This is a genomic window from Bartonella sp. AS69XJJH, from assembly GCF_042195585.1.
Taxonomy (GTDB): domain Bacteria; phylum Pseudomonadota; class Alphaproteobacteria; order Rhizobiales; family Rhizobiaceae; genus Bartonella.
The window spans coordinates 68,621-82,208 of record NZ_JBHIOO010000006.1 but is presented as its reverse complement, the minus strand read 5'-3'; the positions used below and the strand labels follow the sequence as shown (position 1 = coordinate 82,208).

Here is a 13,588-nt window from a genome sequence, read left to right as displayed (position 1 = left end):
AATTAATGCACTTATTCCCAATAAAGATATTTTTATAAATATTATTTTCTATAGTCTTTTGTAGTTTTTAGTTTGTTCTTGTCTATTTTTTATCGCTTAATTATTTCATGTTGAATATGTAAATAAGCTATACCATTTCATTATACGCTTCCCCACCAAGGATAAGATAATACGCTTGAGCACCCAGTAGATAAGGGGCGTTTAGAAGTTCTCTGCCATCACTGGTTGTATTAGATTGCCTACTATTAATTTGCTTCTTGAACAATCCAGAATTATGCGCAATGAAAAAAGCATCTTGAGTAGTATAGCCTATAGTTTTTAGATATTTTACGATTTTTTTATTTGCAAAGAGCTTTTTTGATCTGCATACGTCTTTGATTTTACAACTTTTTGTATCTGTACCTGTGTGGTACTATGTTCACGACCAGCAACAAATATTCCACTGAAGATTACAGCTTATAGAATAAGATTTTTAAATATGAGGTAACTTACTAAATTTTTTCTATAATTTATTTTTATACAATGTGTGTTAACTCTACGTGATTTATATATAAATAAGAATTTTCATTACAATATTATTTTACTCTTATTGTATTTAATGTGGTGTTGTATAATTCGAAAGTCTCGGAAATATTGTTTTTTGTTACCTGTATCAATATCTAATGTCAGCGCAGATGCATGTTTGACGATGTATATTGAAACGGATAAGGCTCCTACGAGCAACTTCTGTTTTTGTATGCCAGATAGGAACAAGAATGTTGCGTATACCTGTTGGGATAATTTCTGAAATAGAGATAAAACCTAATTGGGGAAGAATATGAAGCCATAAAAGTGAAAAACAGCTTCCATTTTACAACTTCCTTTTAATTCTGCTTTACAACTTTCAAAGGTATTGACAGTAATATCTTTTAAATAATGGATATTACACATTGGTTCACGTTTTTGTATATTGCGTTATTTAAATTGTATATGCCTTTCACGTAAAACAAAACGCTATTATATTGCCAATTTACGCGCTTGTTTTGAAGAAATATCTCTCCCCAAGCCTATTACAGTGCCTGTGGTTGGTGTAACGTAAAATTTATTGGGGACCATCTCCCTTACTTAGATCAAAGGTGTCAGTTGGTCGTCATCATTTAATTTTTAGTCTTCGTGTTGAACAGCTCTTGTATGGATATGATGAAGCATTCTTATTTTTTTCTTCAAATAATTTTACTCAATACTCCTCCTCTGCTTGTGACGTGTAAGCGAATAGTTTTGATTGATGCATCATGTACAGATTTGAAATGAGAAAATCTTACGATATTTGGACTCCATACAAGATTTATAGTGATAAATTCTCATTATAAATCAAATATTTTCACCAAAAAATAATGTGCCTTTTAAGAAGATAAAAATTAAAGTTGTTTAGAATACCGGCAATAAAATCAGTAACGAGGAGAGTGGTTTATTGGGAAAAAATAAACCATGGAGTTACTTAACTGATTATTGAATTTCGCTTATTCGTATCTTTTTCTTATAATTAAACATAATATGTTGATTTATAATAATTAATTTTTCTTTATAATAAATAATAATCTGAACGAAAGGAAGCTTCTCTAAAACTATGAAGCCTTTTATATTGAAACAATTAAAGTCATTCCTATGCACATCACAAGTGGAGCAGGTGTATGAGTAAAAGATTATTGAAGAAAGGAAAAAAACATTTTTTATGAATCTTCTTAAGTGTCAAAGGTTGGTGCAACATTAGAGGCTCATAAATAGTATGATGATGTTAGTTTTCTCCTTCATAAGTGTAAAGATGAGGCGAGACAACGGATTTTACATTAAATATTGTCCGAACCCAACAAATAAGAAAAATTATTTTTAAAAGTTCTGCATAAAAATATATTTTCAGTTAGTTTGTTAGGAATTATGAGAAATTCCTTTATTGCGCTTAATATAAATAAATCCATATCCCAGACCGATAAGAGCAGATAAACCAGAGCCACAAAGGACCCCAATTTTTGCCGCATCAAGCAGAACAATATCTTTAAAAGCAAGCATTGAAACAAAGATAGACATTGTAAAACCAATTCCAGCTAAAAAACCAATGAGTAAAACGCCTGTCCATGTCATATGAGGGGGTAGGCGGCATAGCCCTGATTTTACGGCTATATAACTAGCTGTGATAATACCAAGAGGCTTACCAACGAAAAGACCAATGACAATACCCAAAACAATCAAGAATGATTTGTCAGAAGAAAGATCAAAGTTTGCAAAACTTACTCCTGCATTTGCGAAGGCAAAGATCGGCATAATACCGTATGCAACCCATGGATGCAACGCTTTTTGAACGCGTGTTACTGGAGCAATCATGGCCCGTTGTCCTTTGCGCATTTTTTTCAATGCGGTTGAAATATGATGCAGATCTGTTTTTGTATTTTTTTCTTGAAGAATTTGCATAGCGTTACTGAGCATGGTGAGTGGCGCTACAAGAGTACGGGTAGGAAGAACGGGAGTCATCATTCCTAAGATTACACCAGCAAGTGATGGGTGAACACCTGTTACCATTAAACCCCACCAGATGATTGTACCAGGTAAAATGTAAAGCCATGCTGATGCAAGCCCGATCCACTGAAAAAATAGCACCAAAGTAATACCTGCTCCTGCAATCATTAAACCGCTAGGATCAATGTTTGTTGAATAGAAAAAAGCAATAATAAGAACAGCGATAATATCGTCAATAATCGCTAATGATAGAAGAATAATATGAAGATTAGAAGGAATTTTTTTTCCAAGAAGAGCAAGAATACCTAGAGCAAAGGCAATATCTGTTGCTGTTGGCACAGCCCAACCACGTATATGTCCCTCGTTAAAATTGAAGATAAAGTAAATAATTGCAGGAACACAAACGCCCCCTATTGCGGCAACAATTGGTAAGATTGCTTGTCTAAAATCGGCAAGAGCACCTTCATGAATCTCGCGTCGAATTTCCATTCCTGCGACGAGAAAGAAAATAGTCATAAGGGCATCATTAACCCAGAAATGTAAATCCCATGAAAGAGTGAAATGACCCAAATTAAAGCCAAGAGGTGTATGCCAAAAAGATTCATAAAAAGCAGCATATTTAGAATTAGCAAAAATAAGTGCAGCAGCAGCAGCTAATAAAAGAACAATACCACTAAGAGCTTCAATATGGAGAAAACGCTCGATCGCAGAAAGCGCTTGATTGGTGACACGAGAAGCGCGATTAGGCAGGCGATTTGAAGATAAATCAGACATGAACAACTCCAAGCATCGACAATTTTAGATTCTATATTCTCTGTATAAATGACTTTATATGATACCTTCTGTATCATATAAAAGAAAAAAGAGGAATAAAGTTCTTAATTTATAGACAAGATCATCATGTTTAAAGCACAAAATGTTTAAGGCGATGCTTCATTTTTAATAGTGAGATGTACTTTGCTTAAAGCCTTGGATAGATCATTTTGTAGAGCAGATTCGAGATCAACTATTGCGAGACCTTTATTATCTTTTGCTTTAATTTTAACGATCAATGTTTGTGGATTTTTAGCAAATTCCCCTAAGGATTTTGAAATTTTTTCTGCTTCGTCATGATTTTTCAGCAGCATTTTTGGGGTCTGCGTCATCATTAGATAGAAATCGTCATAGAGTTCCTTTTTAAGATCATGTTGGCTGTCATTAAGATTTTGCGCAAGATAAGAAAAAAGCTTATCAATGAAACCTGCATCCGTATATTGTATATCAATTTCATTGATGCCAAGGTCTTGAGACGCAGCAATCATTACATTTTGCTGACCAGAAAAAAGCTTTTCGTCAACATCAATAACCTTAGCCGATATGTTCCCAGATCCAACGTTTTTCATATTGAAAGACATTGTATCAAGAAAGAGCATATGTTTCTTTTCATCGTAAGAAATATCAATTTTTCCTGAAATGTCAAAGCGCTCAAAGTTCAGATTTTTGAAGAACTCTAAGTCTTTTTCATTCATTTTTTTAGGTAAAACGGAAAGGTTATTGAGAGAAAGAAAAAGCTTTTTAGGAATAGGTTGTTTCCACAAGCTTGGTTTGAATTGGAATGATTCGAGTGTTGCTTTCAACTGTGGTATATCAACGGTGACATTATCAACTTTGGCATCAGCTGAGGTAATGGCGAGCAGTATGTTTAGAAGGAGACCATTTTGTGCTATTTTTTCAGAGACTTTATTGTTTTCTTTTCTTGCGTTAAGATAAGCTTTGATTAATTTTTCAGGAGTTTGTTCAAGTGGCTTCATTTTTAAACCAGATGTTTTAAACTGTCCGAGGAAGAAAGAACTGCTTTTCCCTGCTTCTTCAAACACATCGATACTTACATTATTCAGAGAAATGGGGCCAGTAACGGTTTTATCTTGGTTGAGAGCGTTGTTTTTTCCAAAAATGATAGAATAGGCATAGTTAATGTCAATATCATGGGCTTTTATTGTATCACTTTTAGCCATAAGCTGCATCTGTTTGGCACTGTTTACTGCAACTGTTTTAAGATCCATATTTTTAATACTAACTGAACGGATATGTCCATTTTTAAAATCAGAAAGCTGGAAATTCTTGACTTCAAGCGTTTCTATTCGGTTATTTTTATTTTTTATAGAAAGTTGTATATTGGGAGCAATAATTGAGGAAAACTCAATGCGCATCATTGATTGTAAAAGACGTGATGTTATCGTTCTATCTTTTTCTTTTAAGGATACACTCCGGAGAGAGATTTGAGGAATTTGCACATGAATATTATTATGCTTTAAATCAACATTATAAAATGTAAAAGTTCCGGGAATAAAGGAAAGAGGAGGACGGGCAGAAATGGCTCCAATTTTAAGTGATGTACCAGCTGGGACGGGTAATGTCACATTCTTCAAATTGACTTTACCTAGAATGCTCACCTCAGATGTTCCGGCTTTTATGCCACGACGGGCTATTTCTTGTTTTACAAAACTGTCAAGATAGGGTTTCGCGATATAAAATCCACCAACAATTATAATTGCCAAGATAGCAACAAATCCAATAATGCAAGTGAGCCAATATCTGAGGTTACTTTGATACCCACTATTAAGATTAACCATTCTTCCTTCTTTCATTTTTATCACTCTTTGAATTGAGAGTGAAGATAAATTCTTTTAACGACAAAGGTTTAAATATAGCGTGTACCAGTTTCAACAATTATCTACTCCTTATATTAAAGTTATTCTCATCTTTTTTGCAATATAGCTTTATCAACTTTTATCAATTTTCTTTGAGTTCAGCACTTTATAGAAAAGTACGCATAATAAGGAGAGGAAAGTTTATGCGCATCATAATTTTTTATCATTTTAAAATTACCCTAAAATATTCCGATGTCTGTTTTTATCTTGCTGCTGTTTATAGGAATATTTAAAACATAAAAGATATGTTTTTGTACATTATAGTTTAATGGGGAGAGGTGAGTGTTATGACAGAAAATCAAATAATAGCGTTTTTGATCATTGGTCTCATGATGGCTGTTTTTATTTGGGATCGATTTCGTTATGATCTTGTTGCTATTTGTACGTTATTAATAGCTTGTGCTCTTGGTCTTGTCAGTCCGAAGGAAGCTTTTAGCGGTTTTAGTAATGATATTGTTATTATCGTGGGGAGTGTGTTTGTTGTCAGTACGGCTGTATCGCGCTCTGGCATAATGGAATTTATTATTCAACGGATATGGCCAGATGTGAAATCTGTGCGTCTTCAATTAGCTTTTTTAGTTCTTTCTGTTGTCGTATTATCAATGTTTGTTAAAAACATTGGTGCTTTGGCTATTATGCTTCCGATAGCTTTTCAGTTTGCACGTCGTTCTCAGGTTTCTCCTTCTGTCTTTTTGATGCCCATGGCCTTTGGTTCTTTGTTGGGGGGGCTTATGACACAGATAGGAACATCTCCCAATGTTGTTATTTCAGCGATGCAAGAACGTTTAGCAGGAACACCTTTTACTATGTTTGATTTTACACCAGTTGGTGCGGTTATTGCGACGGCTGGTGTTGTATATTTGGTCTGTTTTTATTGGCTTTTGCCTGTGCGTGTGCGTTCAGGTGCATCATTTGATGATGCCATTGATATTCGTAATTATGTTGCAGAAGTACATATTCCAATAAATTCACCGATTATAGGGAAAAATATTGTTGATTTGGTTAAGCCATCAAGTGGTGACGTTATGGTGATTCAAATCATCCGAAATAAAGTATCTATTTCACCATTACCAGATTTTGTTTTGTCTGAAAATGATATTATTTTACTGGAAGGGTCGCATACAGGGTTAGATAGCGTGATGAACTCTGCTCGTTTAGAGTTTTCTAAGGGGCGAACTATTGCTGCAGGTGATAAGGATAGTGACATTGATATTATTGAAGCAGTCATTACCCATAATTCACCTCTTATCGGTATTAGTGCGAAAGAGTTTTCTCTATTTGATCGCTATAATGTAAATTTGCTTGCGTTAAGTCGTCAACATGAAAGGGTACGGGGAAGACTTGATGATATTATTTTTCATCTTGGCGATGTGATTGTTTTGCAAGGACAGGATGCAGTTATTCCAAATTTATTAAGAGAATTGAAATGCTTGCCCCTAGCAAAACGAAATATTGTGTTTGGAAATTTACGACATGGTTTCATCTCTTTAGCTGTTTTATTTATAGCAATTATTTTTACAGCTTTTCATATTGTTCCAGTTGCTTTTTCTTTCTTTTCTGCTGCTGCTGCAATGGTTATCTTTCGCGTTTTGCCCGCGCGTGATCTGTATCAGGCATTAGATGGCCCAATATTAGTACTATTAGCGGCTCTTATTCCAGTGAGTGAAGCGTTAGAGAAAACAGGATGTACGGATCTCATTGGCCAATGGCTAAGCCAATTGGCAATATTTTTTCCGCCATCGGGTGCCTTAGCGCTTATGTTGGTGACAGCTATGTTGGTCACGCCATTTTTGAATAATGCAGCAACAGTGATGATGGTAGCACCAATTGCGTCAAGTTTTGCTCATTCCCTTCATTATAAGCCCGAAGCTTTTTTGATGGCAGTTGCAATTGGTGCAGGCTGTGAGTTTCTTACACCTATTGGACATCAAAGTAATATGCTCGTGATGGCGCCAGGAGGATATCGTTTTAATGATTATCCACGTTTGGGTGCTCCATTGGCGGTGTTGATTGTTATTATTGCTGTTCCAATGCTTATGTGGGTTTGGCCTTTACAATAGGATATTTTAAAAAAACTTTAAGGATCAATTACAAAAGGTTGTTAATCGTATGAAGATAAGTTGAAGGGATACACTTTGTATAAAGAGCTTTAACTGAAGATTTGGAATTATACCCTACTTTATCATGGCGCTTCGGTATTTTTGATACAGATAAAAATTGATCTATTTGATTTTAGTAGATATTCGTGGGATATTTACTTTTTGTTCAAGGTTTTTTCAAGAATTATAATTCTATCATCCAATACAGCCAAAAATTGCGTTGAAGATTTAAAAAGATTATCTCTCTATATAATGGGGAGAAAATCCGCTTGAGATGATAGGCAATCATGATAAATATTAAAACAGTGAATTTTTATAAGACTCAAGACAATATATGTAAAAGCTGTAATGTGAACAAACAGGGCGTTTACATCATTTTCGACTAAGACTGTTGCAAAAATCCGATTGATTTGGCTACATGTTGATTTAAAATAAATAAACGAGAAATTTAAAGATTTTTAGTTAATTAGGACTACCATCTTGGTCCATTTATGCGTAAAAGCACAGATAAAGTAACTTTTTTCAAGGTATGATATATGTCGTATGATAGTTTTATTGCTGAAGTGAATGCAGAATTTCGTCAGGAAAAGGCGCTTGCTTTTTGGAGACGGTATGGTTTCTCAATTATTGGAGCAGTTATTCTTTTTATATTCATGATAATTGCTTATCAAATTTACCATCATCAGCAAATAAAGAAAGCTGGTTATATTGGTGATGCATTTGTAAAAAGTCTTGATTTTGCGGATACACGTCATTTTGATAAAGCGATAAAGCAATTAGAAACTGTTAAAACCTCTCATTTTGGGGGATATCCTTTTCTTGCTCGTTTACGTGAGGCTTCTTTACTCATGGAGAAAGGTGATATGATTAAGTCAGTGGAGATCTTTGATTCTGTTGCAGCGGATAAGAAAGCACCGCAGATTTTGCAGAAAGTTGCAAAAATTCGGGCGGCTTATATTCTGGTTGATACAGGGACATTAGCTGATGTTGAAAAGCGCATCAAAGATATGACAAGTGATACCGATCCTATGCGCATGTCTGCAAGAGAGGCTTTAGGTTTAGCTGCTTATAAGGCGGATAAAATGGATGAGGCGGTTTATTATTTTAAGAAAATTTCTGAAGAAGGTGCTTTGGGTTCAAAAATAACAGATCGGGCTCGAATGATGCTTGAGCTTATACAAGCTGAGGGCAAGGCAAATAGGGAATAAATTGATGAGCCTTACCATTGCTATCGTTGGTCGTCCCAATGTTGGGAAGTCAACATTATTTAATCGTTTGGTTGGGCAAAAATTGGCTTTGGTTGATGATAAGCCTGGTGTAACACGTGATCGGCGTATTCATGCGGCAAAACTTCAAGATCTACGTTTTGATGTGATTGATACGGCTGGGCTGGAAGAAGCAGGTGATTATACACTTGAGGGGCGTATGCGTTCTCATACAAAAGCTGCGATTGATGAAGCTGATCTTATTTTATTTGTATTTGATGCAAAGAGCGGAATAACACCAAGTGATTTAAATTTTGCTTCATTGGTTCGTAAATCAGGAAAGCCAATTGTGCTTGTTGCCAATAAATCTGAGTCAAGAGCGGCAACAGGAGGAGAGTATGAGGCGTGGTCATTAGGTTTGGGGGAGCCTTGCCCAATATCGGCTGAACATGGTTTGGGACTTAGTGATCTGCGTGATGCAATTATAGATGCTGTTGGGTCAGAGCATGCTTTGGGCAACAATAAAGAAGAAGATATTACGATACAGCCTGCATCTGTTGGTGATGATGTAAACGATTTGGCGGAAGAGGAGCTTATTTATGATGAAAGTAAGCCCATTAGGATTGCAATTGCGGGGCGTCCCAATACAGGAAAATCCACCCTTATCAATAGTATGTTGAAACAAGAGCGCTTGTTAACAGGACCAGAGGCAGGACTCACGCGTGATTCTATTTCTGTAGATTGGGAATGGCGTGGTCGTCATATTAAACTTTTTGATACTGCAGGTTTACGTCGAAAATCAAAAGTTCAAGAAAAATTAGAAAAACTATCTGTTGCAGATACTTTGCGTGCTATTCGTTTTGCAGAAGTGGTAGTCATTGTTTTTGATGCAACGATACCTTTTGAAAAGCAGGATTTACAAATTGCTGATCTTGTGATTCGTGAAGGGCGTGTTCCCATTATTGCTTTCAATAAGTGGGACCTTATTGAAAACAGTCAGATCACATTGATTGATTTGCATGAAAAATGTGCGCGATTTCTTCCTCAAGTTCGTGGTTTGAGAGCTGTTCCTTTATCAGGACAATATGGTCAAGGAATTGATAAATTGATGGAAAATGTCATGATGATGCACCGTGTGTGGAATCGTCGCATTTCAACGGCTAAATTGAACCAATGGCTTGGAACTGTTGTGGCACATCATCCGCCTCCTGCGGTTTCTGGCCGTCGACTTAAGGTTAAATACATCACACAGGTTAAGACACGTCCGCCTGGATTTATGATTTCTTGCTCGCGCCCCAAAAGTATGCCACAGTCGTATTTGCGCTATCTTGTCAATGGGTTACGTGAAACATTTGATATGTCTGGTATACCACTTCGCATATCATTGCGAGCTTCTGATAATCCTTTTGCGACACGTTCCAAGAAGAAATGATAACTTTTTAAATTTTATTGATAATCATTTACTATGAGCGTTATTGAATAGAACTCTCTCATTTTGATAAAGATCATTTATTTGCATGTTATAAGAAGAGTTTGATAGGGAGTATTTAAGAAAGAGTACATAATCCTCTTAATGGGTTACTTAAATGCAAGAATAGATGCAATATGAGGGTAGGGGAATATAATGATGATGCTCGTTTGAAAAGAAGCATTAAATTATCGTTTCATAAAAATAAAGGTTATGTAAGCGCTTTTGCTTACAATAGTTTGTCTAAATAAAAAGCAAAAATATTTGCTGAATCTACTGATATTCAATTGTAAAGGGCGAAATTCACAAAAGTGGATTAAAATTGTATAAAGTGTTATGGCGATCGTATTTAAATTTTATTGTGTTCTATTGGCTTGATCTATTTGAAATTTTAGATTTATTAATATCTCATATTTAAAGAAAGCTCTCTTAATATCCTCAAGCTTATTGAGTGATGGGGCCTGTAATGGCATAATATAAGATACTTTGCGAACAGGATATAGAAACCATTAATTATTATTTTCATAAAATAAAAAGTGCAAGTTTATTTGAATAAAAGAAGAAAACCAACGCTCTCACACTGTTTTTTAGCTTTCTATGTTCTCTTTCAAAGCTAGGATTGATATAGCATTGGGAGCTGGAAAATAAGATGGTATCAGTTTACACCTCTTGTTAAGCGTAAAAATGATTATTCTATAAGTTTTATATTATACGGAAACTTTTCATTATACATTCACGGGTGCTGTCGTGAAATCGGTTTAGGTTCTCAGAATATCTTTTTAAGAGAGTATGTAAATTGAAAAATACGTTATTTCTGCAATAAAATTTATATGATAATTTGTTATAGATTTCTTTTAGTATCTTGACGAATAAATTTGAGAACAATATGATGCACACGGTTTTATGAAATGCATTCTTGCTTTTCTTTTTAATTAAGGAGCCAATGATGGCGATGGGCGAGAAACCCGTTATAAGCCGGAAGGAGGCTGAAGAGGAGAAGCAAGGAGACTGTCTTCATTCAGAGGATTTGGAATGTCGTAGTAGGAACTTAAGCGTAGCTTTAGTGCGCAAGCAGGCATTAAAGAAACGAGAGAATAAGAATAAGCGGGAAAAATCACAAGGAAGGATGGCAGATGCAATTAAGCTTTCCAGTGAGTTTCTGGCGAGTGTTATAGTTGGTGTTGTTTTGGGGTTGGGGTTTGACAAGTTAGCAGGTTCGTATCCTTGGGGATTGGTATTTTTTCTCTTCTTTGGATTTGCTGCTGGTATAGTGAGTATTCTTCGGTCTGTGGGGTATGTTCCCTCCAGTCAATTAGGAAAAAAAGGCGTATTGCGCCAAGACAAACAAGATAAAGGGCCCAATGAGAGGTCCGATAAATGAGGTTGAAGTGACAGCGCACGCTCCAGATCCTATTCATCAGTTTGAGGTTTCAAGGCTGATTAAGATTTCCATAGGAAATATGGATTTATCGTTTACAAATGTATCATTGTTCACAGTTCTCACGGTTGTTATAACTTCTATTTTTCTCTTCATTTCATCATCAAGTCGTGGATTGGTTCCAACGCGGATGCAGTCTCTTTCGGAAATGGCATATGAGTTTGTAGCATCGACTCTGCGGGAATCATCTGGTGTACAGGGAATGCAGTTTTTTCCTTTAGTTTTTTCTCTGTTTACTTTTATTTTGGTTGCTAACTTTATTGGTCTTTTTCCTTATTTTTATACGGTTACATCTCAGATCATGATCACGTTTTCGTTAGCAATGGTGGTAATTTTGACAGTGATTGGTTATGGCTTTTATAAGCATGGGGTCAGTTTTTTGAAACTGTTCGTTCCCAGTGGGGTTCCTGTTGTGGTTTTGCCTCTGGTGACAATGATTGAGGTTATTTCTTTTCTCTCTCGTCCAATTAGCCTTTCTCTTCGTCTTTTTGCGAATATGCTTGCTGGTCATATTACGCTTAAAGTATTTTCTGGGTTTGTTGTTTCAATGATTGGGGTGGGACTCGTAGGTGTGGGTGGTGCGGTTTTACCGCTTATTATGACTGTAGCAATTACTGCTCTTGAGTTTTTGGTCGCATTTCTTCAGGCTTACGTCTTTACGGTGTTAACTTGTATGTATCTTAATGATGCAATTCACCCAGGACATTAATAGAACTGGCGGTTTTCCGTCGAATAATGCAATTTCGCTTTAAAGGAGAATAATATGGAAATGGTGCTTGCAGCAAAATATATTGGCGCTGGACTTGCTTGCTTTGGTATGGCTGGAACAGCTTTAGGGCTTGGTAATATTTTTGGTAGCTATCTTTCTGGTGCATTACGAAATCCATCAGCAGCAGATAGTCAGTTTGGGCGTCTCGTCTTTGGTTTTGCTGTAACAGAAGCTTTGGGAATTTTTTCGTTGCTCATTGCTTTATTACTTCTTTTTGGGGTTTGATCATCATCAAAGGGGTATATCTGTTCTTGCATGAGGAAAGATTTACCCTTTTAGCTCTTAATCAGAGAGATGTCAGTCAGTTATCATCGGTTAGAGAGGGCTTTAGTAAGCTATTTAAAGGATGAAAGAAGATGTTTGTTTCAAGCGCTTATGCACAGAACACTGAAACGTCGATAGAACATATTAAAAAGGTGGCAGAGCATGCAAATCGTGTGTTTCCGCCTTTTGATTTTGTACATTTTGGTTCGCATTTTTTCTGGTTGGCAATTTCTTTCGGACTTTTTTATCTTTTTATCTCTCGTGTAATTGTACCACGTATTGGTGGTGTTATTGAAACACGACGAGATCGAATCGCATCTGATTTAGATCAGGCAATGCGCATGAAGCAGGAAGCAGACATTGTTGTTGAAACTTATGAGCGGAAATTAGCAGAAGCGCGTTTGAAAGCGCAGGCTATAGCGCAGGTAGCTAGTGAAGAATTAAAAGAAAAAGCAGAGCTTGAACGGAAAGAAATTGAAGAGAGTTTAGAAAAAAAACTCGCAGATGCTGAAAAACAGATAGCAAAAATTCGGGATAGAGCGATGCAAAATGTTGGTTCTATCGCTGAAGAAGTAGCCCTTGAAATTGTGAAAAAATTGATTGACGTTGATATCAGCAAAGAGGCTGTCCGTTCAGTTGTTAAAACTGCGGATTATTGAGGAAGACAAAGATGACTGATACTTTTTGGGCATTTGTTGGGTTAGTTCTTTTTTTGGCTCTTTTAGTCTATTTCCAAATTCCACAGAAGCTTATACACCATCTTGATGCGCGCGCGAAGCGTATTAAAGATGAGTTGGATGAGGCTCTGCGTCTTCGTGAAGAGGCACAGGAAATATTGGCTGAATATCAACGCAAACATGCAGAAGCAGAAAAAGATGCGCAAGAAATTATTGCAGCAGCAAAGCATGAAGTTGAATCCATTATTGCTGAGGCTCGTACAAAAGCAGAAGAATATGTAAAAAACCGCAATAAATTGGCAGAGCAAAAAATAGCTCAAGCAGAAGCGGATGCAATACGCATGGTTTCTTCATCGGCTATTGATTTGGCAATTTCTACAGCACGTATCCTTATTGCAAAGGAATTAGATTCTAACAAGGCAGATGAGCTTATTAAAGAGTCTCTTGAGAAAGAATCATTTGTCAAAATGAAAACATATCTTAATTAA

General features: G+C 36.0%; 10 protein-coding genes. 8 read left to right on the top strand and 2 right to left on the bottom strand.

Annotated features, from left to right (window positions below; translation table 11 throughout):
• Positions 1 to 1,905 precede the first annotated feature (1,905 nt).
• Both nhaA and ACFIK6_RS04495 read right to left on the bottom strand, forming a co-directional pair.
• Positions 1,906 to 3,264: a Na+/H+ antiporter NhaA gene (gene nhaA, locus ACFIK6_RS04500; RefSeq protein ID WP_375677414.1), complete on the bottom strand. Its 1,359-nt coding sequence runs from the start codon at positions 3,262 to 3,264 to the stop codon at positions 1,906 to 1,908.
• Positions 3,265 to 3,410: 146 nt separating this feature from the next.
• Entirely contained in the window at positions 3,411 to 5,117 is a 1,707-nt protein-coding gene (locus ACFIK6_RS04495; RefSeq protein ID WP_375641934.1) for a hypothetical protein, read from the bottom strand.
• A 350-nt stretch (positions 5,118 to 5,467) separates the two neighbouring features.
• Between ACFIK6_RS04495 and ACFIK6_RS04490 the strand changes: the two genes are divergently transcribed.
• From ACFIK6_RS04490 to ACFIK6_RS04455, 8 genes are all read left to right on the top strand, one after another.
• The gene (locus ACFIK6_RS04490; protein ID WP_375641935.1) at positions 5,468 to 7,240 is read left to right on the top strand and encodes an SLC13 family permease; all 1,773 of its coding nucleotides are present in this window, start codon (positions 5,468 to 5,470) and stop codon (positions 7,238 to 7,240) included.
• 575 nt (positions 7,241 to 7,815) lie between these two features.
• Positions 7,816 to 8,487 carry a tetratricopeptide repeat protein gene (locus ACFIK6_RS04485; protein WP_375641936.1) on the top strand — a complete coding sequence of 224 codons (672 nt, stop codon included), beginning with the start codon at positions 7,816 to 7,818 and terminating at the stop codon, positions 8,485 to 8,487.
• A 4-nt stretch (positions 8,488 to 8,491) separates the two neighbouring features.
• Positions 8,492 to 9,916 (top strand): ribosome biogenesis GTPase Der, encoded by a 1,425-nt coding sequence (der, locus tag ACFIK6_RS04480; RefSeq protein ID WP_375641937.1) that lies wholly within the window; start codon positions 8,492 to 8,494, stop codon positions 9,914 to 9,916.
• Positions 9,917 to 10,898: 982 nt separating this feature from the next.
• Positions 10,899 to 11,333 carry an AtpZ/AtpI family protein gene (locus tag ACFIK6_RS04475; RefSeq protein ID WP_273723017.1) on the top strand — a complete coding sequence of 145 codons (435 nt, stop codon included), beginning with the start codon at positions 10,899 to 10,901 and terminating at the stop codon, positions 11,331 to 11,333.
• Between the two features lie 7 nt (positions 11,334 to 11,340).
• Positions 11,341 to 12,099: a F0F1 ATP synthase subunit A gene (locus tag ACFIK6_RS04470; RefSeq protein WP_375641983.1), complete on the top strand. Its 759-nt coding sequence runs from the start codon at positions 11,341 to 11,343 to the stop codon at positions 12,097 to 12,099.
• Between the two features lie 54 nt (positions 12,100 to 12,153).
• The gene (locus ACFIK6_RS04465; RefSeq protein WP_005773968.1) at positions 12,154 to 12,384 is read left to right on the top strand and encodes a F0F1 ATP synthase subunit C; all 231 of its coding nucleotides are present in this window, start codon (positions 12,154 to 12,156) and stop codon (positions 12,382 to 12,384) included.
• 131 nt (positions 12,385 to 12,515) lie between these two features.
• Positions 12,516 to 13,082 carry a F0F1 ATP synthase subunit B gene (locus ACFIK6_RS04460; protein WP_273723016.1) on the top strand — a complete coding sequence of 189 codons (567 nt, stop codon included), beginning with the start codon at positions 12,516 to 12,518 and terminating at the stop codon, positions 13,080 to 13,082.
• Positions 13,083 to 13,093: 11 nt separating this feature from the next.
• The gene (locus ACFIK6_RS04455; RefSeq protein WP_375641938.1) at positions 13,094 to 13,588 is read left to right on the top strand and encodes a F0F1 ATP synthase subunit B; all 495 of its coding nucleotides are present in this window, start codon (positions 13,094 to 13,096) and stop codon (positions 13,586 to 13,588) included.

Coding starts and splice junctions, on each gene's coding strand:
- nhaA (WP_375677414.1), bottom strand. CDS start 3,264: ATGTCTGATTTATCTTCAAATCGCCTGCCTAATCGCGCTTCTCGTGTC.
- ACFIK6_RS04495 (WP_375641934.1), bottom strand. CDS start 5,117: ATGAAAGAAGGAAGAATGGTTAATCTTAATAGTGGGTATCAAAGTAAC.
- ACFIK6_RS04490 (WP_375641935.1), top strand. CDS start 5,468: ATGACAGAAAATCAAATAATAGCGTTTTTGATCATTGGTCTCATGATG.
- ACFIK6_RS04485 (WP_375641936.1), top strand. CDS start 7,816: ATGTCGTATGATAGTTTTATTGCTGAAGTGAATGCAGAATTTCGTCAG.
- der (WP_375641937.1), top strand. CDS start 8,492: ATGAGCCTTACCATTGCTATCGTTGGTCGTCCCAATGTTGGGAAGTCA.
- ACFIK6_RS04475 (WP_273723017.1), top strand. CDS start 10,899: ATGGCGATGGGCGAGAAACCCGTTATAAGCCGGAAGGAGGCTGAAGAG.
- ACFIK6_RS04465 (WP_005773968.1), top strand. CDS start 12,154: ATGGAAATGGTGCTTGCAGCAAAATATATTGGCGCTGGACTTGCTTGC.
- ACFIK6_RS04460 (WP_273723016.1), top strand. CDS start 12,516: ATGTTTGTTTCAAGCGCTTATGCACAGAACACTGAAACGTCGATAGAA.
- ACFIK6_RS04455 (WP_375641938.1), top strand. CDS start 13,094: ATGACTGATACTTTTTGGGCATTTGTTGGGTTAGTTCTTTTTTTGGCT.